The 22,060-nt window shown below is 68.2% G+C and carries 19 protein-coding genes, 1 tRNA gene and 2 pseudogenes; 8 read left to right on the top strand and 14 right to left on the bottom strand.

Features of this window, described 5'->3' with window-relative positions; translation table 11 throughout:
* Window positions 1–43: 43 nt before the first annotated feature.
* The 5 genes from ACFFGH_RS15035 to ACFFGH_RS15015 all read right to left on the bottom strand — a co-directional run bounded on the left by ACFFGH_RS15035 (window position 44) and on the right by ACFFGH_RS15015 (window position 6,880).
* The gene (locus ACFFGH_RS15035; protein WP_386669614.1) at window positions 44–985 is read right to left on the bottom strand and encodes a TraB/GumN family protein; all 942 of its coding nucleotides are present in this window, start codon (window positions 983–985) and stop codon (window positions 44–46) included.
* A 366-nt stretch (window positions 986–1,351) separates the two neighbouring features.
* Window positions 1,352–3,166, bottom strand: coding sequence for a DNA mismatch repair endonuclease MutL (mutL, locus tag ACFFGH_RS15030; RefSeq protein ID WP_386669612.1), 1,815 nt, complete (start codon window positions 3,164–3,166; stop codon window positions 1,352–1,354).
* Window positions 3,167–3,263: 97 nt separating this feature from the next.
* A complete protein-coding gene (locus ACFFGH_RS15025; protein ID WP_386669610.1) occupies window positions 3,264–4,832 on the bottom strand; it encodes an N-acetylmuramoyl-L-alanine amidase in 1,569 nt (522 codons plus the stop codon).
* Between the two features lie 84 nt (window positions 4,833–4,916).
* Window positions 4,917–5,387, bottom strand: a complete 471-nt coding sequence (gene tsaE, locus ACFFGH_RS15020; protein WP_386669608.1) for a tRNA (adenosine(37)-N6)-threonylcarbamoyltransferase complex ATPase subunit type 1 TsaE — start codon at window positions 5,385–5,387, stop codon at window positions 4,917–4,919.
* Complete coding sequence (locus ACFFGH_RS15015) at window positions 5,384–6,880, bottom strand: NAD(P)H-hydrate dehydratase (protein WP_386669606.1); 1,497 nt, start codon at window positions 6,878–6,880, stop codon at window positions 5,384–5,386. Before ACFFGH_RS15015 ends, tsaE begins: the two co-directional genes overlap by 4 nt.
* 56 nt (window positions 6,881–6,936) lie before the next feature.
* On the opposite strand from ACFFGH_RS15015, the gene queG reads away from it, so the two are divergent.
* Complete coding sequence (queG, locus tag ACFFGH_RS15010; protein WP_386670247.1) at window positions 6,937–8,016, top strand: tRNA epoxyqueuosine(34) reductase QueG; 1,080 nt, start codon at window positions 6,937–6,939, stop codon at window positions 8,014–8,016.
* A 137-nt stretch (window positions 8,017–8,153) separates the two neighbouring features.
* Here the strand turns inward: queG and pgi are convergent, their stop codons facing one another.
* The 6 genes and pseudogenes from pgi to pcnB all read right to left on the bottom strand — a co-directional run.
* Window positions 8,154–9,671: a glucose-6-phosphate isomerase gene (pgi, locus tag ACFFGH_RS15005; protein ID WP_386669604.1), complete on the bottom strand. Its 1,518-nt coding sequence runs from the start codon at window positions 9,669–9,671 to the stop codon at window positions 8,154–8,156.
* A 9-nt stretch (window positions 9,672–9,680) separates the two neighbouring features.
* Entirely contained in the window at window positions 9,681–10,061 is a 381-nt protein-coding gene (gene panD / locus ACFFGH_RS15000) for an aspartate 1-decarboxylase (RefSeq protein ID WP_386669601.1), read from the bottom strand.
* A gap of 99 nt (window positions 10,062–10,160) precedes the next feature.
* Entirely contained in the window at window positions 10,161–11,009 is an 849-nt protein-coding gene (panC, locus tag ACFFGH_RS14995; RefSeq protein ID WP_386669598.1) for a pantoate--beta-alanine ligase, read from the bottom strand.
* A 49-nt stretch (window positions 11,010–11,058) separates the two neighbouring features.
* Entirely contained in the window at window positions 11,059–11,880 is an 822-nt protein-coding gene (gene panB / locus ACFFGH_RS14990) for a 3-methyl-2-oxobutanoate hydroxymethyltransferase (RefSeq protein WP_386669596.1), read from the bottom strand.
* Between the two features lie 29 nt (window positions 11,881–11,909).
* Window positions 11,910–12,416, bottom strand: a complete 507-nt coding sequence (gene folK, locus ACFFGH_RS14985; RefSeq protein ID WP_386669594.1) for a 2-amino-4-hydroxy-6-hydroxymethyldihydropteridine diphosphokinase — start codon at window positions 12,414–12,416, stop codon at window positions 11,910–11,912.
* Window positions 12,413–13,708, bottom strand: a pseudogene (pcnB, locus tag ACFFGH_RS14980) (polynucleotide adenylyltransferase PcnB); the annotation flags it as partial. The gene folK and the pseudogene pcnB, both read right to left, overlap by 4 nt.
* A gap of 171 nt (window positions 13,709–13,879) precedes the next feature.
* Between pcnB and ACFFGH_RS14975 the strand changes: the two are divergent.
* Both ACFFGH_RS14975 and fdxA read left to right on the top strand, forming a co-directional pair.
* Window positions 13,880–13,955 (top strand) — tRNA-Glu (locus ACFFGH_RS14975).
* Window positions 13,956–14,132: 177 nt separating this feature from the next.
* Window positions 14,133–14,456, top strand: a complete 324-nt coding sequence (gene fdxA, locus ACFFGH_RS14970) for a ferredoxin FdxA (protein WP_386669592.1) — start codon at window positions 14,133–14,135, stop codon at window positions 14,454–14,456.
* A gap of 71 nt (window positions 14,457–14,527) precedes the next feature.
* Here fdxA and ACFFGH_RS14965 read toward each other — a convergent pair whose 3' ends face one another.
* Both ACFFGH_RS14965 and dapA read right to left on the bottom strand, forming a co-directional pair.
* Entirely contained in the window at window positions 14,528–15,064 is a 537-nt protein-coding gene (locus ACFFGH_RS14965; protein WP_386669589.1) for a hypothetical protein, read from the bottom strand.
* 24 nt (window positions 15,065–15,088) lie between these two features.
* On the bottom strand, window positions 15,089–15,994 hold the full coding sequence (dapA, locus tag ACFFGH_RS14960) for a 4-hydroxy-tetrahydrodipicolinate synthase (RefSeq protein ID WP_386669587.1): 906 nt from the start codon (window positions 15,992–15,994) through the stop codon (window positions 15,089–15,091).
* 176 nt (window positions 15,995–16,170) lie between these two features.
* Between dapA and ACFFGH_RS14955 the strand changes: the two genes are divergently transcribed.
* The 5 genes from ACFFGH_RS14955 to ACFFGH_RS14935 all read left to right on the top strand — a co-directional run bounded on the left by ACFFGH_RS14955 (window position 16,171) and on the right by ACFFGH_RS14935 (window position 20,679).
* Window positions 16,171–16,731, top strand: coding sequence for a glycine cleavage system transcriptional repressor (locus ACFFGH_RS14955; RefSeq protein WP_386669585.1), 561 nt, complete (start codon window positions 16,171–16,173; stop codon window positions 16,729–16,731).
* Window positions 16,732–16,882: 151 nt separating this feature from the next.
* Window positions 16,883–17,353, top strand: a complete 471-nt coding sequence (locus tag ACFFGH_RS14950; RefSeq protein WP_386669583.1) for a peroxiredoxin — start codon at window positions 16,883–16,885, stop codon at window positions 17,351–17,353.
* Between the two features lie 95 nt (window positions 17,354–17,448).
* Window positions 17,449–18,846 carry a PhoH family protein gene (locus ACFFGH_RS14945; RefSeq protein ID WP_386669581.1) on the top strand — a complete coding sequence of 466 codons (1,398 nt, stop codon included), beginning with the start codon at window positions 17,449–17,451 and terminating at the stop codon, window positions 18,844–18,846.
* Window positions 18,847–19,013: 167 nt separating this feature from the next.
* Complete coding sequence (gene thiD / locus ACFFGH_RS14940; RefSeq protein WP_386669579.1) at window positions 19,014–19,820, top strand: bifunctional hydroxymethylpyrimidine kinase/phosphomethylpyrimidine kinase; 807 nt, start codon at window positions 19,014–19,016, stop codon at window positions 19,818–19,820.
* Window positions 19,813–20,679: an alpha/beta hydrolase family protein gene (locus ACFFGH_RS14935; RefSeq protein ID WP_386669577.1), complete on the top strand. Its 867-nt coding sequence runs from the start codon at window positions 19,813–19,815 to the stop codon at window positions 20,677–20,679. The genes thiD and ACFFGH_RS14935 overlap by 8 nt, the downstream gene beginning before the upstream one ends.
* Here the strand turns inward: ACFFGH_RS14935 and galE are convergent.
* Window positions 20,647–21,869 (bottom strand): annotated as a pseudogene (gene galE, locus ACFFGH_RS14930) (UDP-glucose 4-epimerase GalE). The gene ACFFGH_RS14935 and the pseudogene galE overlap by 33 nt on opposite strands.
* Window positions 21,870–22,060 lie beyond the last annotated feature (191 nt).

Genomic DNA, 22,060 nt, shown 5'->3' with positions numbered 1-22,060 from the left:
GAGGCTGCGTTGCCCGCGACGCTCGATCGCGAGCGGGTAACGGTCAGCGTCGGGTGGGCTTCTTGCACGCGTCGCAGACGCGCTCGACCCGAAGGCCCTGCTTGCGCAGCTGCTCAACCAGTCCATCCGGGCCGAGCAGGTGCATCGCGCCGACCACAACCAACGCGTCGTCCTGCCGGTGCGCGAGCATCTTACGCACCTGCGGCAGCCATGCGCGATTACGCTCGACATTGATGATGCGGTAGCTCTGCGGCGTTTCGCGCTGCATTTCCGCCCGTGTCAGCCGGTCCAGCGTCGTCACGTCGCCGCGGCGCCACGCATCGTGCAACTGTCCGAGCATCACGCGCGTTTCGGCAGGTTTTCCCACGAAATCTGCAAGCGCGCCGACCTGCTCGTTCATCGGCGTGCTGTCGAGCGCCCGCATCTGCTCGGTAACGGTTTCCAGGCCCGACACAGGCTTGCCCGCCTCCGCGGCCTTGCGCATCACATGCTGGTCCAGCCCGTGCTCGGCGCTGAAGCCCATCGCATTCGCGAGCCCCATTACCAACGTGAGGTTGACGAACCACGGCTCGAACGCGTCGAACTGAGCTGCGCTCATCCCGCGTGCCGCAAGCATCCGCGAGAACTGTTCGCGAAGCTGCGGCGGCAGCTCGTCGCTGAGACTGCGGCCATCGGTATACCGGGCCGCCGCCACCGCCTGCTGCGCAATTGCCGGGTCGGCGAGGTCCGCAGGCGAAATCTCGAACACGACCCGCTCGGCGTCGGCAAACGCGGCCTCGACCTCACGCGGCAGCGGGTAATCGTCGGCCTTCAGTAGATGGAACGACCCCAGCAGGTAGACCGTGCTGTCGGCGTCCGACACTTTCCACAGCAGTGGCACGGTGCCAGTGCGCTTCGCCGCCGCAGCCGTCGGCTCGGCGGAAACAGGCACCACGGTCACGGCAAGTGCCAGGGCGATGGCGAGCAAAGACTTCAGGACGGACATCGTCAGACTCATCTGCAGTAGGAACCGGCCGCGCGGACTGGGCAGGCAACAGACCCGCGGGCGTTAACAACCGCGGCGGTGGCGCGCATTGTGCGCGATTGAGTCAGCACATGCAGATGCCGCTTGGCCGACTCGTCATCGGCCTGGTGAGCGGCTCGCTCGCACCGGCGCAATTCCGGTGAGTTTCGCCCGAGCTGACTTGCGCCGCACTGTCGAGTTCGTGCTTGAGCCGAACCTCTAGCGTCGATCGGAGCCAGGGCTCGGCACGCGAATCGCGTCGACGCAGGGCGATACCTGGACCGTCGACGCACCACGTGCCGCGGAGCGCAATGGCTACGTATGAGCTTCGACTTCGCAGCCGAAACCTCAGCGTCCGCGCAGGAACCAGCGATCGATCTCGGCGAGCGAAAAGCGCGCCCAGGTCGGGCGGCCGTGGTTGCACTGCCCCGACCGCTCGGTCGCCTCCATCTCGCGCAGGAGCGCATTCATTTCCGGCAGCGTCAGTCGGCGGTTCGCGCGTACCGCGCCATGGCAGGCCATCGTCGCCAGCAGCCCGTCACGCGCCTCGCGCACGCGGCGCGATTCGCCGTGTTCGCGCAGGTCGGCCAGTACATCGCGCAGCAGCGCTTCGACGTCGCCGTGCGCGAGCAGCGCGGGCACCGCCCGCAGCGTCAGCGACTGCGGCCCGCTGCGTGTGGCCTCGAACCCGAGCGACGCGAGCGTTGCGGCCTCTCGCTCGGCCAGCTCGGCATCGCGCTCGGCAACCGCGAGCGTCGCCGGTACGAGCAGGGGCTGCATCTTCAGGCCTTCCCCGTCGTGCGCCGCCTTGAGCTTCTCGTAGCCGATCCGCTCGTGCGCGGCGTGCATGTCGACCACGATCAGCCCGTCGTTGCACTCGGCAAGAATGTAGACCCCTTGCAGCTGCGCGATCGCATAGCCGAGCGGAGGCAGCGTCGCCTCTGCACTGTCGGGCATCCTCGATACAGTCGCCGCGCTCGGCGATCCGGACGGCGGCCCATAAAGCGCTGCATACCCGGCGCGGGCTTCAGCGACCTGCAGCGCAAGCGGAGCCTGCGGCCGGGGCCCGCCCCAGCCGCCGGCCATTGCCGCAGGCGACATGCGCGACGCATCGGCCGCGATAACGCCCTCGGGCTCGGAGCCTTGCGGCACGCCCGCAACTGCACCGGCGCGCGTTTCCGCCAGCGCCTCGTGCAGCGTGCGGAACACGAAGTCGTGGATCAGGCGGGCGTCGCGGAAACGAACCTCGTGCTTCGCCGGGTGCACATTCACGTCGACGCGGCGCGGATCGGTCTCAAGGAACAGCACGTACGCGGGCTGCCGTCCGTGGAACAGCACGTCGGAGTACGCCTGCTTCACCGCATGCGCCACGCTGCGATCGCGGATCGAGCGCCCGTTGACGTAGAGGTACTGCTGGTCAGCGCTGGCGCGGTTGTACGTCGGTCGCGCGATCCAGCCGTGCAGACGCAGCCCGGCAGCCGCATGATCCACCGCCAGCGCATTGCGAGCGAAGTCCTCGCCCAGTGCCTCGTTGAGGCGCAACCCGGTCAGCAGGTCGCCCTCGCCTTTCCACCGCCGCGAAGGCCGGCCGTTGTGCGCGACGCGCAGTTCGACATCGGGCCGCGCGAGCGCCAGTTGCCGCAGCCATTCCTCGATGTGCCCGAGTTCAGTGCGTTCGGCACGCAGAAACTTGCGTCGCGCGGGCACGTTGAAGAACAGCTCGCGTACCTCGACGGTGGTACCGCGCGGATGCGGGTGCGGACGCAACTCACCGACGCGACCACCGTCGACTTCCAGTCGCGTGCCGTGTTCGGAGCCCTCGCAACGCGACGTCATCGCAAACCGGCTGACCGAGGCGATCGATGGCAGCGCCTCGCCACGGAAGCCCAGCGTGGACACGCCTTCCAGATCGTCGAGCGAGGCGATCTTGCTCGTCGCATGCCGCTGGATCGCAAGCGGCAGTTCATTACCGGGAATGCCGCCGCCGTCGTCACGGATGCGGATCAGTCGGACGCCGCCTTCCTCGAGGTCGATGTCGACACGCCGCGCTCCGGCATCGAGCGCGTTCTCGACCAGCTCCTTGACCACCGACGCCGGCCGCTCCACGACCTCGCCGGCCGCGATCTGGTTGATGAGGGTATCGGGCAGCTGGCGAATCGGCACGGTGCATGCGGCCGCCGCGAGGCGGCCGTCACGAGAAAGGGAGGCGATGATAACGGCCGGCGGAGCAACGAGCCGCGGCGCTGACGATCAGTCCGTGTTACGGGCTGCCGCCCGCAGCTCCCGCCTGCGCTTGGGCGCGCATCGCGTACATCGTTCCGGGCGGCGGCTGGCGCGTGAAATACGCATTGATCCCGTCGAGCACCGCAGCCGCGAGCGCCTTCTGGTGCGTGGGACTGACGAGGCGCCGCTCTTCGTCCGGATTGGAGATGAAGGCGGTCTCGACCAGCATCGCTGGCATGTCCGAAGTGCGCAGCACCGCAAAGTTCGCGCGCTCCACGCTCGGCTTGTGGTTGCGCCCGACGCGGCGAAGCCCGGCGAGTACCTGCGACGCCGCGTCTTCGGACGCTTTCATGTGCCCGCTCTGCGTCAGGTCGAGCAGCACCGACGCCAGCGTGCCGCTGGCCTGCCCTAGGCGCACGCCACCGATCAGGTCGGATGCGTTTTCTTTGTCGGCCAGCCAACGCGCGCGCTGCGAGGAAGCGCCCTTCGTTGAAAGCACGTAGACCGAGGAGCCGTGCGCGGCGCGGTTCTCGGCGGCATCGGCGTGGATCGAAATGAACATGTCCGCACGCGCCTGTCGCGCGAGCTGCGCGCGCCTCGGCAGTGGCAGGAACACATCGTTATCGCGTGTCAGGTAAGCCTTGAGCCCGGGCGTGGCATTGATCTGCCGCGCAAGCTCGCGCGCGATCGCCAGGGTTACGTCTTTTTCGCGGCTGCCCTCGAGGCCGATGGCACCCGGGTCCTGCCCGCCGTGTCCGGGATCGATCGCAATCACGAGCGGACGCAGCGGGCGCGAGGGGCCGGCGACCGGCGCGGTCGGCACCGGCTGCTGCGTCGCGACGGAGTCGACGTTCGTCACCTCGGCGCCGGGCTTGGCTTCGGCGACGGTAGTGGGCGGCACCGAGGATGGCTGCGGCGTGCCCGGTGCTTTCGGCGACTCGGGGGCGGTAGAGCCGCCGGTGCCGGCGGCGGCCGCAACTGCGGCAGTCACGCTTGCAGGCGCAGCCGCAGGCTCGGCGGGACGCTGCGGCGCTTGGGTCGCAGCCGCAACGCCAGCCGCCGGTGCAGTCTGACCGCGGGTGACCAGCTCGGAGATCAGCCGGGTGGTCGCCTCAGCGGACGCCCGTGCCGGGTCGACTTGGGGCTTGGTGTCCGGTGCCGAACTCGTCGAAGCCGCAGTGGTGGCGGTCGCGGGCTTGACTGGATCACCCGGCCACTCGATCACCAGACGCGTACCGGTAGCATCCGTCTCGATGCGAGGCCCTGTCGCAGCAACCGGCTGCGCCAGGTCGAACACGATCCGCACGGTGCCGTTCGCGGGCTTGCCGCTGCGCACGGCCTGGACGATGCCGGCGGGCGGGGACAGCTTGAGCCCGCTGGCAAGCGTGGATTCGGGCAGGTCGACCGCGAGGCGCTCCGGCGACTTGAGGCGGATCACCTTGAAGGCACCCGGCCGATCGAGCGCGATATCAGCGCGCGTGCCGGTCGCACCTTCCTCGATCCTGACGCCGCGGATCTCGCTGGAGTGCGCAAGGTTCCACGCAAGCCCGGCGAGCAACGCCGCGCCGAGCACGAACTTCTGGATGGTGACCCCTTTAACGCGCATGCGGCGTAGTCAAGCACCGGCCGAAACCGAATGCAAGTACTTTCCCCTTTATAAATCCGCAACCTGGCGCACTTTTCTACAAATTCATTCAGGAGTCAGGACGAGCGCTTCACATGTTTCGATCCACCGCGCGCCGGCGTCCGAGCACGCGATCAGCTCCGCTCGCCGGCCTTCGCCCTCTACGGCCAGACGCACTTCAAGATCCGGCGCCGGCAAAGCGCCGCGTCCACGATCGGGCCATTCGACGAGCCACAGCACCGCCTCGTCGCTGTCCAGGCCGAGATAGTCGAGCTCGCCCGGGTCACCGATGCGGTACAGGTCGAGGTGCCAGGCCTCGCCTCCGGTCGCAAGCGGGTAACGCTCCACGAGCGTGTAGGTCGGGCTGCGCACGGTACCAACCACGCCCAGGGCGCGCAGCAGCGCACGCGCGAGCGATGACTTTCCGGCCCCGAGATCGCCGCGCAGGTGCACCACAGCATGAGCCGGTCGGTTGGCGGCAAGCGTCGCGCCCAGCCGCGCGGTCGCGTCCGGATCGGCCAAGTGGAACGTCTTCATTCCGAAGCTCCGGGGTTCGCGTTGCGTCGCAGCCATGGCATCAGGTCGCTCGGCATCAGGCCACGTTCGCCCTCGGTTGCTGCGCAATCACCAGCGACCGCGTGCAGCAATGCACCGCATGCCGCGGCGTCGAGCGGCGCCAGCCCTTGCGCGATCAGCGACGCAATCACGCCCGTCAGCACGTCGCCCATGCCGCCCGTTGCCATGCCGGGGTTGCCCGCTGCAATCAGATGCATGCGGCCGTCGGTGTTGGCGACGATCGTGCCGGCACCCTTCAGCACGACCGTGCCGCCGAATCGATCCACCAGGTTTCGCGCGGCGCCGATGCGATCGCGCTGGATGTCCGCAATCGAACAGCCCAGCAGCCGAGCCGCCTCGCCCGGATGCGGCGTGAGCACCGCATCGCGAGGCGTCTGCCCAGCCTGCACAGCCACCAGGTTCAACGCGTCGGCGTCGAGCACCAGCGGCAGGCCCGAGCCCAGCGCCCGCTGCAGCAGAGCGGCTGCCCAGGCCGACTGGCCGAGGCCAGGGCCGACCGCAATGCAATCGGCGCGTTCGAAAGAGTCGGCGGTCGACTCGACGTCGTCCGCAGCATGGACCATCGCTTCAGGCAGGCGCGCGAGAAGGGCGACCGTGTGCGCGGGCCGCGTCGCGACGTCGACGAGCCCCGCGCCGCACCGCAGTGCGGCTTCGGCACACAACATGATCGCGCCGCCGCCTCCAAGCTCACCCCCGACGCAGAGCACCCGGCCGTGGCGGCCCTTGTGGGAATCGCGGTCGCGCGGATGCAGCCAACGCGACAGCGCGCCTGCACCGATCGACGTCGCCACCGGCTTGATGCCCGTCAAAAATGCGTCTACCTCGAGCGTCGCCAGCCCAAGGACGCCGACGTGGTCGAGTGCGGCCGCGGTGCGCAGCCCGACCTTGCATGCAATGAACTCGAGCGTACGTTTCGCGCGAACCGCCGCGCCCGGTACGCCGCCGCGCTCCGCGTCGACGCCGCTCGGGGCATCGAGCGAGAACACCTCGGTGTCGTGCGCATTGATCGCCTGGATCAGTGACGCGGCATGGGGCTCGGCCGGTCGCGAAAGTCCGATGCCGAACAGTGCGTCGACGACGAGGTCGGCCGCAGGCAGATCGCCGGCGAACGCATAGACACGCCCGCCTGCCGCGGTGAACGCACGGCATGCGTCGCGCGCGAGCTCGGTCACCGGCGGCTTGGAATCAAGCGTCACGACCATGACGTCGCGGCCCGCCATCAGCGCGTGCGTCGCAAGGACGTACCCGTCGCCCCCGTTGTTGCCCGGTCCGCAGACGACCAGGATCCGCTTCGCTTTCGGCCAGTGCTCGACAAGCTCGCGCCAGGCTGCGCGCCCTGCTCGGCGCATCAGCTCGAACGCATCGCCGGTGGCATCGGCCGCGCGCCGCTCGACCTCGCGCAGCGCAGCTGAATCGAACAGCGGGGTTTCGTCCATGAGCGCGTCGCGTGTCATCGGCGCGATTTTATACTTGGCCCATCGTGAAACTTTCCGAACCGACAGCGGCCGCGCTGCCCACGGCGCCGGCCGATCCGCATGCGCTTGCCGATCGTATCCGCGACCTGGCGCGCGGGTTCGGCTTCCAGCGCTGCGGCATCACGGGCATCGAACTCGAAGAGGACGAAGCCCACCTGCGGGACTGGCTCGCGCAGGGGCTCTACGGCTCGATGGACTGGATGGCACGGCACGGCACCATGCGCGCGCGACCAAACGAACTGCTTCCGGGCACGTTGCGAGTGATCTCGGTCGGGCTCGATTACGGCCGCCGTGATGACGAAGAGGCGTGGCAAACACTGCATGACCCGACGCGTGCCTACGTCGCGCGCTACGCACTCGGCCGCGACTACCACAAGCTCATGCGGCAGCGACTGCAGCGGCTTGCAGACCGGATTGCGGAGGAGATTGGGCCATTCGGCCACCGCGTCTTCGTCGATTCGGCGCCGGTGCTCGAACGCGCGCTGGCGCGCAATGCAGGGCTCGGCTGGATCGGCAAACACACCTGCCTGATCGACCGCAACGGCGGCTCGTGGTTCTTCCTCGGCGAGATCTACGTCGACGTGCCGCTGCCGGTGGATGCGCCCGCGACGGCCCATTGCGGCACTTGCACGCGCTGCATCGACGTCTGCCCGACCGCCGCGATCATCGCGCCGCACCGGCTCGATGCCCGGAAGTGCATCGCCTATCTCACGATCGAACACGAGGGGTCGATCGACCCCGAACTGCGGCCGCTGATCGGCAACCGGATCTTCGGCTGCGACGACTGCCAGCTCGTGTGCCCTTGGAATAAATTCGCCAAGCGCACCGACGAGCCCGATTTCCGCGCGCGCAACAACCTGGACCAGACGACGCTCGTCGAGCTGTTCGCATGGACGGAGGAGGAATTCCTGCGGCGCACCGAGGGCACGGCGCTGCGGCGAAGCGGCCACGAGCGCTGGCTGCGCAACATCGCGATCGCGCTCGGCAATGCACCGACGACGCCCGAGGTACGCGCTGCACTCGCGACCAGACGCGAGGACGCCAACGCGATCGTGCGCGAGCACGTCGAGTGGGCGCTCGAGCGCCACTCGGCGCGGAGCGTAGGCGCGAATTGAGGCCGCAAAGGGCCGGGCGTAACCGGCGTGCTGCAAACCGGACGCGCCGATTCGGGCAACTGGGCCGCCGACTCGACGGTTTCGCGGCGCCCCGGCCAAGCGCCCGGGGCGCTACAACGAAGGGACCGCTACGCCACTCAGCCCTGGCGGCGAATCTGCGCGATCAGCTCGCGCGTTACGGCATCGTTCGCTTCATCGCGACCTTCAAGCACCGGCAGCAACGTCGACGCAAGCTGTTTGCCGAGTTCGACACCGAACTGGTCGAACGGATTGATGCCCCAGAACACCGCCTGCAGGTAGACGCTGTGCTCGTACAGCGCGAGCAGTGCGCCGAGCGAATGGGGCGTCAGCGAATCGAGCAGGATCATCGTGCTCGGCCGGTTACCCGCGTAGGAGCGGTGCGGATCATCGCTCGCCTGCCCGTTGGCGAACGCCTCGGCCTGCGCAAACAGGTTCGACAGCAGCGCGCGATGGTTGTTCGCGTGCAGGTGCGCGGGGCCGACCACGCCGATCAGGTCGCACGGCACGACGTCCGTACCCTGATGCAGCGCCTGGAAGAAGCTGTGCTGGGTATCGGTGCCCGCACCGCCCCACCAGACCGGAACCGTATCGCCGGCAACGGGCCGGCCGTCGATCTGCACCGACTTGCCGAGACTTTCCATCACGAGCTGCTGCAGGTAGTTCGGCAGCAGCTTCAGGCGCTCGTCGTACGGCAACACCGCATGGGCGCCGAAGCCGAGCCCGTTACGGTTCCAGATGGCCGTGGCCGCGTGCCAGGCGGCCATGTTCTGCGACAGCGGCGTACGCAGCACGTGGGCGTCCATCTCGGCGGCGCCGGCGAGCAACTGCTCGAAGCCGTCCATGCCAATGGCAAGTGCGATAGGGAGGCCAACCGCCGACCACAGCGAATAGCGGCCGCCGACCCAGTCCCACATCGGCAGGATGCGATCGGCAGGAATGGAGAATTCGCGCGCGGCGCGCTCGACGTTTGCCGAGATCGCGTACAGGCGGCTGTCGTCGCCGAGCCAGTCGCGCAGGATCGCGCCGTTGAGCAGCGTCTCCTGCGTGCTGAAGCTCTTGGAGATCAGCAGAACAGCCGTGCGGCTGCGATCCAGGCCGGCGAGCACGCGCTGCGCGGCGTGGCCGTCGACGTTCGACAGGAAGTGCACCCGGACGGGCGATGCGCCGGCTTCGGCCAGCGCATCCACCGCGAGCCGCGGCCCGAGGTCGGAGCCGCCGATACCGACGCTGACGACATCGCTGATGCCACCTGCGTGCAGTTGCTCGACGATGCGGCGCATCGAGTTGCGCGCGTCCTGCGCCTGCGCGTGGGCGGCGCGGGCAATTTCCGAAGACGACAGGTCGCTGCGCAGCGCGCTGTGCAGCGCCGGACGGCTCTCCGTCACGTTGACGCTGACGCCGTCAAACAGCGCCGACAGCGCCGCTTCGGCACCCGCCGCCGTCAGAGCGGCGAACACGGCCTCGATGGCGCTGCGATCAAACCGCTGGCGCGAGAAGTTCGCGTACAGCGGCCCCACGCGGAGTGCGAACTGCGACGCGCGGGCGGGGTCGGCCTGCAGCAGGGAACCGATGCGGGAATCACCGAGGCGGGCTGCCTCGGCACGGACGTGTTCGATGCGCTGCGCAGCCTCCATCCCCACCCCTCAGGCGGCCTGTGCCGGCATCGAGTGGTTCGTGTGCGTCAGCCGGTTGTCGCGGTCGACGTACACGCAGGTCGGCTTGAACTTCGCGGCCTCGGCCTCGTCGCACAGGCCGTAGGCCGCGATGATCACCAGGTCGCCCGGCTTCGCGAGGTGCGCAGCTGCGCCGTTGACCGAGATCACGCCGCTGCCTTCGTCGGCACGGATGGCGTAGGTCACGAAACGCGTGCCCTGGTTCACGTTCCAGATGTGGATCTGCTCGTACTCCCGGATGCCCGAGATGTCGAGCAGGCGGCCGTCGATTGCGCACGAGCCTTCGTAATGCAGCTCGGCATGGGTGACGGTGGCGCGGTGGATCTTGGCCTTGAGCAGATTCAGTTGCATGTCCGGTGACTCCGTCCGCGGCATGCGGACGCGCGGGCGGAGTTTAGCAGCGCATGGCGCGCTGCAACATCGACGGCGTCATGATCCTCGCAAACTGATTCAGGCGTCGAATTCTAGATTGTCGATCAGCCGCGTCGACCCGATCCGGGCCGCTATCAGCGCGACACAGGCGCCCCGGGCGGCTCCGCCGAATTCCTCGAGGCCCGGCTGCCGCACGGCGGCGTAGTCGACCTCGAACCCGGCAGCGGCCAGCCGTTCCCGGGCGGCCGCCTCGGCGTCGGAGAGCGGCTCGCCGGCCTGCACCGCAGCCTTCATGGCCTGGAGGCAGGCGTGGATTTCCGCGGCAACCGGGCGCTGTTCGGGCGACAGGTACTGGTTGCGCGAACTCATGGCGAGGCCGTCGGGCTCGCGCAGCGTCTCCCCCGCAAGGATCTCGATCGGGAACGCGAGGTCTCGGGCGAGATAGCGGATTACCGCGAGCTGCTGATAATCCTTGCGCCCGAACACCGCCACGTCCGGTTGCACCTGGTTGAACAGGCGCGCCACGACCGTCGCGACGCCGTCGAAGTGTCCGGGGCGATGCGCGCCCTCCAGCACCTCCGTCACGCCCGGCACCCTCACCTGCACCGCCTGCTGCGCACCGAACGGGTACATGGCGTCCACCGTCGGCAGCCACAGCAGGTCGCAACCGGCCTGCGACAGCCCGTCAGCATCGGCCTCGGGAGTACGCGGATAGCGGGCGAAGTCCTCGTTCGGTCCGAACTGGGTGGGGTTGACGAAGACGCTCGCGACCACGCGGTCCGCGTGGCGCCGCGCGAGCCGCACCAGGGAGAAATGCCCGGCATGCAGGTTGCCCATCGTGGGCACGAACCCGACCCGCAGCCCGTTGTGTTTCCATTCCGACACACGCGAGCGAAGCGCCTGCAGGTCGGACGTGACATCGATCATCGACAGCGTTCCCCGTGGTGTGTTGGATCAAATCGCGCGCGGTCGCCGGTCACGAGGCGTAAGAATGGCCCGCGTCGGGGAAACGCCCCTCTCGCACGGCCGAAGCGAAGGCGGCAGCGGCACCGGCGATCGAGCCGCCTTCAACGAGGAAATCCTTGACGAATTTCGGTCGCCGATGGCCGCTGTCGACACCGAGCAGGTCATGCAGGACGAGCACCTGGCCGTCGCACCGCGGACCTGCGCCAATGCCGATGGTCGGGATGTTCGCAGCGGCCGTGATGTCGGCGGCGAGCGGGCTGGGCACGCATTCCAGGACCAGCAGCGTGGCACCGGCCTGTTCCACCGCCAGCGCATCCTCACGCAGCCGGCGCGCGGCCTCCTCGTCACGGCCCTGCACCTTGTAACCGCCAAGCCTCAACACCGACTGCGGGGTCAGGCCCAGGTGCGCACAGACGGGAATTTCCCGCTCGACGAGGTAGCGGATGACCTCGAGTTTGTGGCCTGCGCCTTCGAGCTTGACCATCGCCGCGCCCGCGCGCAGCAACCGCGTGGACGCCTCGAGCGCGATCTGCGGGGATGCATCAGCCTGGAACGGCAGGTCGGCGATCAGCAGGGCCCGCGACAGGCCGCGTGCCACGCAGGCGGTGTGGTAGGCGACGTCGTCGACCGTAACCGGCAGCGTGCTGTCATGCCCCTGCACGACCATGCCGAGCGAATCGCCGACCAGTACGAGATCGGTCCCGCCGGCATCGAGCGCCCTCGCAAAGCCCGCGTCATAGCAGGTCAGCATCACGAGCTTGCGGCCGTCGCGCTTGGCCTCGGCGAGTGCCGGCACTGTCCAGGGCTTGTCTCGGGTCGTTCCGGCGTACATGTCGGTCAGCCGCCCCGAGGGGCTGGCGCTCAGGCGGAGGGAGCCCCATACGTTAGCGCCTGCACGCCGGCGGTTTCCATCCTTGCGAGCAGCTCATGCGCGTCGCCTACGCCGGGTATGCGCGCTTCCGGGGCGATTTCGAGCAGCGGCACGAGCACGAACGCGCGCTCGTGCAGGTGCGGATGTGGCACGCGCAGACCTGGCTCGTCGACGGCCAGATCGCCATAAAGCAGCAGGTCGAGGTCGAGCGTGCGTGGGCCCCAGCGGGTGCCGGCACTGCGGTCCCGGCCGGCGTCGCGCTCGATCGCGAGCAGGCTGTCGAGCAGCGCGAGCGGCGCCAGCGAGGTCTCGAGCATCGCAACGGCATTGATGAAGTCGGGCTGCCCGGTTACGCCCCATGCGGCCGTGCGGTACAGGCGGGAGCTTCGGAGCAGACGTGTGCCGGCAAGGCGCGACAGTGCGTCGATGCCGCCGCGCACGGCGGCCGGCGCGTCCCCGAGGTTCGCGCCCAGCCCGACGAAGCAGACCTCGCTCACTCCCCTGCGGGCTTCGCGTTACTGCGGCGACGGCGGCGTCGCTTGCGCGGAGCTGTGGAGTCCTCGGTGACCGCCTGCTCGTCGAGCTGCGACGCCAGCGCTTCGCTCGGCTGCTGCTGCGCCTCGCGCCAGAACTCGACGTCGGCTGCGTGTTCGCCGGACGCGGCGAGCCGAAGGACCAGGAAATCGAACGCCGCGCGGAACTTCGGGTGCGACAGCAGACGGAACACGCGCTTGCGCTGCCGCTGCGAGAACCGCGGCTGCAACAGCCAGATTTCCTGCATCGGGAGCGAAAAACGACGCGGCAGCGCGACGGTGGACAACTGGTGCAGCGTCACCTGGTCGGCTGCGCGGCGCTGTGCTTCGACCGGCTGCATGCCGCCTGCCTGCAGCGCCATCAGCGCGCGGCAATACGCCGGCCACAGCAGCAACGCGAACAGGAAGGCTGGCGATACCGGCTCGTCGTTCGCGACGCGCAGATCGGTGTTGTGCAGTCCCTCGAGCAGCATCCGGCGCAGCGCACCGCTGCGGTTGGACTTGAGCGCGGCCGCGGTTTCGGGGAACAGCGCACCGAGCAGGCCAAAACGTTCGAGCCCGAGGAAGCTCTGCACGCCATGCCCCGACAGGAACAGCTTCAGGCATTCCTCGAACAGGCGCGCCGGCGCGCTCTCCTCGAGCAGCGGGGCCAGCCGGGCGATCGGCTCGGCCGTGGCGGATTCGATCTCGAACCCCAACTTCGCAGCCAGGCGGACAGCGCGCAGCATGCGCACCGGGTCCTCGCGATAACGCGTCTCGGGATCGCCGATCAGCCGCATCAAACGGTTCTGCACATCCTCGAAACCACCGACGAAATCGCGGATCGAGAAATCCTCGATCGCGTAATACAGCGCGTTCGCGGTGAAGTCGCGCCGCACCGCGTCCTCGTCGATCGTGCCGTAGACGTTGTCGCGCAGCAGGCGGCCGCCTTCGTGCATCTCCCGGTCGCCGCTGCCGTCGTCGCTGTTGGCGCGGAACGTGGCGACCTCGATGATCTCGCGGCCGAACACGACGTGCGCCAGGCGGAAGCGGCGGCCGATCAGGCGGCAGTTCCGGAACAGCGCGCGCACCTCTTCGGGTGTCGCATCCGTGGCGACGTCGAAATCCTTCGGATGCCCCCCGACGAGGATGTCGCGCACGGCGCCGCCGACGAGGAAAGCGCCGAAACCCGCCTCGCGCAGCCGGTACAGCACGCGGAGCGCGTTCGGGCTTATCTCCCGGCGCGAAATGTTATGGGAGTCGCGCGGAATCACGCGCGGCGCGCGGAGCTGGTCGGGGGCGTGGGTATCGGGCTGCATGTAGCGGCGTTGCCGCAGTCTCGTTATGTGAAGGTTTAACGGAAAAAGCCGTTGCCGGCGGCAAGGGCGCTGCCTATACTAGCAAGCCGCGTAACGTTGAGAGTCCGGCGCGGGTTTTACGCAGTACTTGCTCCCTTCGTCTAGAGGCCTAGGACGTGGCCCTCTCAAGGCTAAAACACGGGTTCGAATCCCGTAGGGAGCGCCATATTCGCGATGGAAATCGCCAAAAAGCCCGCGCAGCGATGTGCGGGCTTTTTGTTTGCAGCGCCTCCTGGGCGACAAGCTGAGCAAGCCGAGGACGCTCCGAACGTGACGCCCGCCGGTTGGGGCGGATGCGGGCACCGGCTAAACTATGCGGGCCCTACTTTTTCCGGATTCGTCCATGCCTTTTGTCGTCACCGAGAACTGCATCAAGTGCAAGTACACCGACTGCGTCGAGGTGTGCCCGGTGGACTGTTTCCACGAGGGCCCGAACTTCCTCGTGATCGACCCGGACGAATGCATCGACTGCACGCTCTGCGAGCCCGAGTGCCCGATCAACGCGATCTATCCCGAGGACGATGTGCCGGCCGGGCAGGAAGCATTCGTGCAGCTCAACGCCGAGCTTGCCAAGGCGTGGCCGGTGCTCACCACACGCAAGGACCCCCTACCCGACGCGAAGGAATGGGAAGGCGTGCCCGGCAAACTGGACCAGCTCGAGCGCTGAGGCCGGCGCAGGTAGCGAAACGGAAAACGGGCGCATGGCGCCCGTTTTCGTAAGCGGCGGAACGGGACCCGTCAGTTGCCGCCGAGGGTCGCCTTGAGCTGGGCCATGAGCTTCGCCGGCGCAGCGCCAGATGCCGGCACGCCGCGCGGATCAACGGCGGACACGGTCGACCCCGTTTCGGCCGCACCGATACGGACCAGGAAGCTGCTGCCTTCATAGGTGACGTCGTACGCACCGAGCAGCTGGGCGCGGCTGACTACGACCACACCCGGGATGTTGCCGAGCACTTCGCCGACGCGGTCGAAGACGGCATCGCGCGAGCCCGGCACCACGAAGCCGCCCGCCGAAGCTGCGACCGCAGCGCCCGCATTCGCAGAACCCGGAGTCGTTGCGCTCGCGCCGGCGGCGGCCGCGGATGCGGTCGTCGCATCCGCCCGCGGAAGCTCGAGGGCGGGCGGCACTTCCAGCGGCCGGTTGGCCGGGTCGTTCGCATACAGTGCGTCACCGCGGCGGAACCAGCTGCAGCCGCTCGTGGCGACGAGTCCGGCAACGAGAACGCCCGCGACGACGCGGGACAGTGGAGCGGACACACGGACGGAAACGGACATCGGAATCTCCTGCTGGTTCGGCCGTCAGGCCGCGGGGGTCGTTTCGCTCGCGCGCTCGAGTTCGCGGACGAGGTCGTCGCACTGCTGCGCGCGGACGGAGTGCTGCTCCGACAACGCGGTCAGCGGAAGGCGCAGGTCGCGGCCGATGCCCTGCCGCCTGAGCAGTGCCTTGACCGGGATCGGATTGGGTTCGACGCCGAGGAAGTCGCACACCGGCGCCAGACGCGCGTCCCAGGCCTGGGCCTCGTCGGCCTGGCCGCGACGCGCGAGGTCGCACAGCCGGCGGAACGAAGCGGGCAATACATTCGACGCGACGGAAATGACACCGTCGGCACCGCTGAGCATTGCGCGGCACGCGGTCGGGTCGTCACCGCTGAGCACGACGAAGTCGTCGCTCCGGAACGCGAGCAATGCGCCCATGCGCTCGGCATCGGCGCGCGCTTCCTTGATACCGATGATGCGCGGATGCGGCGCAAGCTCGGCGACTGTTTCGGGCAGCATGTCGGTGCCGGTACGGCCGGGCACGTTGTAGAGCACGACAGGCAACGCACCATCGTCGGCAACCGCACGGTAATGGGCGACAAGCCCTGCCTGCGTCGGCCGCACGTACGGAGGCGCCACGACCAGCGCAGCATCCGCGCCGAGCGCAGCCGCGCGGCGGGTCTGCTCGATCGTCTTCATCGTGCTCGACAGGCCGGTGCCCGCAAGCACGGGCACGCGGCCGGCGACGAACTCGACTGCGACGCGCAACAGCGTGTCGTACTCGGCGTCGAACAGCGCAGCCGCTTCGCCGGTCGAACCGGCCACCACGAGCGCCTCGGTACCGTGCTCGAGCTGCATTGAAAGCAGCCGGCGCCAGGCGTCGAGGTCGATTTCGCCGGACGCGTCGAATGGCGTCGCCAGCGCGGTAATGCTGCCGGAAAGTCGCAAGGGGTAAGCCCTGTAGTGGGTCGCGTGGGGCACGCGGACGGGCGTGCAAGCGCGGCCGATGTTACTTGCGGCGCGAAAGCACGGGCAAGTATGCTGCATGCGGTCGCAGCCTGCTAAAGGCTGCCGTTCATTGGCTCTGGCATGCTGCCCGGCCGCTCTACGATGCAGGCGCCGCCTTGACTGATTCCGCTTCCCGGCCGTCGCCGAATGAAAATCATCTGCTGATCAACGCGTACACGACCCACCCCGCGTCTCCGCTGCTTTCGGTCAGCCGCCGCATCACCGACAGCGGCTGCAATCTGGTCGATGCACGGCTTGCAACGGTGGGACGTGATGTGTCGGTCACCGCGCTCGCGGTCGGGTCGTGGGACGCGGTCGCGAAGCTCGAGTCGATGCTCTCGCGTCTCGAGCGCGAAGAAGGCCTGAAACTCAACTGGTATCGCACCGCCGCGAAGACGGTGCAGTCCGACCTGCTGCCGTACATCGTCGAGGTCGTCTCGGCCGACAAGCCGGGCATCCTGTTCCAGCTTGCGGACTTCTTCGATCGCCAGGGCATCACGATCGAAAGCCTGCACTGCTCGCGCTACCGCGCGATGCAGACCGGCGCGGACATGTTCTCGGCCCAGATCACGATCGGCGTGCCGTCGAGCATGCACATCGCGGCGCTGCGCGACGACTTCCTCGAGTTCTGCGATCACCTGAACCTCGACGCGATCATGGATCCGATGAAGTTCTGATCGGGCCGGTTGCGCGATGCGCGCCGGCACATCATCTCGGGGAGCCCACGCAACACAGGCACCTTCAGCCTGCATCGCGCGTGCGTGATTGCATCCGATACAAGGCTGCGTTCATGCTGCAGCCGTCCGTAACGATCGGCTGGAGCCCACGATGCCTGATGTCGGCGAGCAGGTCCCCGACCTCGAGCTTGCACTTTCCGACGGCACTACGCCGCGGCTGTCCGACTACCGCGGCCGCTGGCTCGTGCTGTACTTCTATCCGAAGGACAGCACGCCGGGCTGTACTACCGAGGGGCTGGACTTCAATGCCCTCCTGCCCGGGTTCGAAGCGCACGACGCCGCCGTGCTCGGCGTTTCGCGTGACTCGCTGCGATCACACCAGAACTTCTGCGCCAAACAGGGGTTCCGTTTTCCGCTCGTCAGCGACGGCGACGAGGCGGTGTGCCGCGCGTTCGACGTGATGCGCGAGAAGAACATGTACGGGCGCAAGGTGTTCGGCATCGAGCGCAGCACGTTCCTGATCGATCCGGACGGCGCCATCGCACGCGTGTGGCGGCCCGTGAAGGTGCCTGGCCATGCCCAGGCCGTGCTCGACGCGCTCAAGGCCGTCCGACTGCAGTGACTCCCCGCGTTTACCGGTACATGCGCCGTCCCGCCTCGCGGGCTGCGGCTGCACCGCCGTGTCCGCCCTTTCGCGCGTCCATCTAAGGATCCCGCATGACCCGAAGCAAGCGCATCTACGTCCTCGACACCAACGTGCTGATGCACGATCCGACCGCGCTGTTCCGGTTCGAGGAACACGACGTCTACCTGCCGATGCAGGTGATCGAGGAGCTCGACAACGGCAAGAAAGGTACCTCGGAAGCCAGCCGCAACGCGCGCCAGGTGAGCCGCTTCCTCAACGAACTGGTGCAGGAGGCCGGGACCAGTGCGATCGCCGAGGGCGTGCCGCTGCAGCGGCCGCAGGGCATCCAGCTTCGCGGGGCGCCGAGCGCCGGGCGCTTGTACTTCCAGATGAAGGATTTCGATTCGGGCAAGCGCTTCGGCGCCGCGATCCCGGACAACCACATCCTGGGCGCGATCCTCGCGCTGAAGGCCGAGCAGCCCGACGTGCCGGTGGTGTTCGTTTCCAAGGACATCAACCTGCGCATCAAGGCATCGATCGCGGGCATCGTGTCGGAGGACTACGAGAACGACCGCGCGCTCGACGACCTGAGCCTGCTCTACACCGGCGTGACCGAGCTGCCGGAGGACTTCTGGCAGCGTCATGGCGAGGGCCTGCGGTCGTGGACCGACAAGGGCCGCACGTTCTACGAGATCGCGCGTACCGAGGATGACGACTGGTATCCGAACCAGTTCCTCTACCTGCCCGGCGACGAAGAGTCGGAGCTGCGCGTCACGAAGGTCGGCGAAACGCGAGTGACGCTGCAGATCATCGAAGACTATCGGCACAAGCAGCATGCGGTCTGGGGCATCAATGCGCGCAACCGTGAGCAGAACTTCGCGTTGAACGCGCTGATGGACCCGGACATCGACTTCGTCACCCTGCTCGGCACCGCAGGCACCGGCAAGACGCTGCTCGCACTCGCGGCGGGTCTCGCGCAGACGATGGATGCGCAGCGGTATCGCGAGATCATCATGACGCGCGCGACGGTCAGCGTCGGTGAGGACATCGGCTTCCTGCCCGGCACCGAAGAAGAAAAGATGACGCCGTGGATGGGCGCATTGACCGACAACCTCGAAGTGCTGACGCACACGCAGGAAGGCGGCAGCTGGGGGCGTGCCGCGACGAACGACCTGCTCGCAAGCCGCATCAAGATCCGCTCGCTGAACTTCATGCGCGGCCGCACGTTCCTGAGCCGGTGGCTGATCCTCGACGAGGCGCAGAACCTCACGCCGAAGCAGATGAAGACACTGATCACGCGCGCCGGCCCGGGCACGAAGATCGTCTGTCTCGGCAACGTCGAGCAGATCGACACGCCGTACCTGACCGAGACGACCTCCGGCCTGACCTACGCGGTGGACCGCTTCAAGAACTGGGAACACAGCGCGCACATCACGCTGCGTCGTGGTGAGCGTTCGCGGCTGGCTGATTTTGCTTCTGAAGTGCTTTGACGCACGCTGCATAACCTGCAGAACCCGGGACGGGTGAAGCGCGGCGGGACCGTCGGCGGCATGGATGCCGCCGAGGAGCCTACATGGACGTATTTACGGCGTGTCCCGCCGTGCTTTGCCCGTCCCGGGCCCGCGACGGAACCACATCGCTTCAACCGGACCTATCGATGACGCCCCCTACCTCTTGCGCCCTCACCATCGCCGGCTCGGATTCCGGCGGCGGCGCCGGGATCCAGGCCGACCTGAAGACGTTCGCCGCGCATCGCGTGCACGGACTCAGCGCGCTGGCGGCGCTGACGGCGCAGCACACGCGCGGAGTCACCGCGGTGCACGTACCCGACACGGGATTCCTGCGCGCACAGATCGACGCCTGCTTCGAGGATTTCGAAGTGGGCGTGGTCAAGCTTGGCATGCTGGCGAGCGCGGACGTGATCCGCGCCGTGGCCGCGGCGATCGAGCACCACCGCCCGGCGCACGTCGTGCTGGATCCGGTGATGGTGGCGACCTCCGGCGCGCGCCTGCTCGAGGCTGATGCGCTCGACGCGTTGCGCACCTACCTGCTGCCGCTGGCGACGCTGCTCACGCCGAACCTGCCTGAGGCCGAGTTGCTGCTCGACCGGCGCGTCGCCGACCACATGGCGATGCGTGCCGCACTGGAGCCGCTGCGCGCACTCGGGCCGGCGGCAGTGCTGCTCAAGGGCGGGCATCTGGAGGGCAGCGACGACGTCGTGGACCTGCTGGATGACCGCACGACCGTGCACGTGATGAGCCATCCGCGCCTGGACGTGTCCGCACACGGGACCGGTTGCACGCTGGCATCTGCAATCGCGGCGCGGCTATGCCTCGGGCTGGATCTGCCCGACAGCTGCCGCGCAGCCACCGACTACGTCCACGAAGCGCTGCGACGCGGATATCGACCGGGCCGATCGGCCACGGTCGTGCTCGACCACTTCGGCGCGGCGCCGGATGCCTGAAGCGCCGGAGCAGCAGCCGCTGCCCGCGCAGGCAAGCGACGGCCATCGCTGGGATCTGTTGTCGAGCGTGCCATCCCAGCCACGCGCCGCGCTGCTCTGGCTGCCTGCCCTCGGGGTTGCGGCCCGTCATTACGCGGCATTGGCCAGCGCGCTCGCCGCGCACGGGATTGCTGTATTCGTCCACGAATGGCGCGGGCATGGATCGAGCAGCCTGCGCGCAGGGCGGCGAAGCAATTGGGCCTACCACGAACTGCTCACGCTTGACCTGGCCTCCAGCCGTGACGCGCTTACTTCGGCGGTCCCGGCCTCGGTTCCCGTCGTGCTCGGCGGACACAGCCTGGGTGGGCAGCTCGCGGCGTGCCGGCTGGCCCTGGCGCCGGGCGATGCATCGGCCCTGTGGCTCGTGGCGAGTGGCTCGCCCTATTGGCGCGCATTTCCGCCGCCACAACGCCGGCTGTTGCCGCTTGCCTACCGCGCCCTGCCCTGGCTGGCGGATCGCTGCGGCGCCCTCCCCGGGCGCAGGATCGGCTTCGGGGGCCGCGAGGCACGCGGCGTCATGCGGGACTGGTCGCGCAGTGCGCTTGAAGGGCGTTATGCCGCGGCCGGGCTCGACATCGACCTGGAGCACGCATTGGCCCGAGTGGAAGCCGATGTGACCGGCATCGTGTTCGAGCACGACTGGCTGGCGCCGGCCTCGTCGCTGCAAGCGCTGCTGGAAAAGATGCCCGCGGCGCACGCGCGCATCGCGCGGATAGACGACCGTGCGCTCGGGACGCGCAGCGACCACTTCGGTTGGATGAAGCAACCGTCCGCGGTTGCCAGGCTGCTAGCCGAGTCGCTGCCGGCAGCGCCACGCTAACCAGCGCGGTAGTGCCTCACCTGACAACTCGCACGGCGGAGCGCGCCCGCCCCTTCCTTGCGTTTCCACCGGCCAGGCGCGGCGCCTTGGGCGATGCGCCCGGTCGGCCGCGCCTGCATCCACAGACACGGCCCCGGCTCGACCCGGGTCGATCAGGCCTGGGCGGCCTCTTCGGTCGCGTTTGCGTAGCCGTTCGGGTTCATCGACTGCCAGCGCCATGCGTCGCGGCACATCGCATCGACGTCGAGCTGCGCCTTCCAGCCGAGCAGGCGCTCCGCCAGCGCGGGGTCAGCGTAGACGGCTGCGACATCACCCGGGCGCCGCGCGACGATGTCGTAGCGGATCTCGCGGTTGCTGGCGCGGGCGAAGGCCTGCACGAGTTCGAGCACGCTGACGCCGCGACCGGTGCCGAGGTTGACCGTCACGCTCGCGTCTTCGCGCTCGAGGTACTCCAGCGCATCGACGTGCGCGCGTGCGAGGTCGACCACGTGGATGTAGTCGCGCACGCCCGTGCCATCGGGCGTTGGATAGTCGTTTCCGAACACCTGCAGCCTCTCGCGCCGGCCCACCGCAACCTGGCAGATGTATGGCATCAGGTTGTTCGGGATGCCGCTCGGGTCTTCGCCGATCAGGCCGGACGGATGCGCGCCCACCGGATTGAAATAGCGCAGGTTCGCAACGCGGAACTCGGGATCGGCCGCGCACAGATCGCCGAGCATCTGCTCCATGACCAACTTGGTGCGCCCATAGGGATTGGTGACCTGCAGGTCGGCGTCCTCACGGACCGGAACTTCGGCCGGATCCCCATACACCGTCGCCGACGAGCTGAACACCAGCCGTCTGACACCGGCTGTCTGCATGGCCTGCAGCAGCGAGATCGTGCCACCGATGTTGTTGTCGAAATACAGCAGCGGCTTGGCGCAGGACTCGCCGACCGCCTTGAGCGCGGCGAAGTGGATCACCGCATCGAACTTCTCGCCCTGCAGGATGCCCTGCAGCGCCTGCGTATCACGCAGATCGACTTCGTGCACCCGCGTCTCGCGCCCGGTCAACTGCTGCAGCCGCTCCAGCACGCCGCGCGAGCTATTCGCGAAGTTGTCCACGATGACGACGTCGTGACCGCGCTCGATCAGCTCCACGCAGGTATGACAGCCGATATAGCCGGCGCCGCCGGTAACCAGAATGCGCATTGGGACTCCAGGTTCGTGATTCCCGGGGCTAACGTCGAAACCCCGGATTTCCGGCTATCGTGCCCGGCTTGCCGGTCGGGGTTGGATTCTACGTATCGACAGCCTGTAGGGGCGATGGCCCTCGCATGACGCCCAGGCGCATGCAGCCGTAACGCCTGCCGTGGATACACCCCTTCGCACGACCGAACCCC

It is taken from the genome of Lysobacter korlensis, from assembly GCF_042434515.1.
This window is presented reverse-complemented; position numbering and strand designations above follow the sequence as displayed.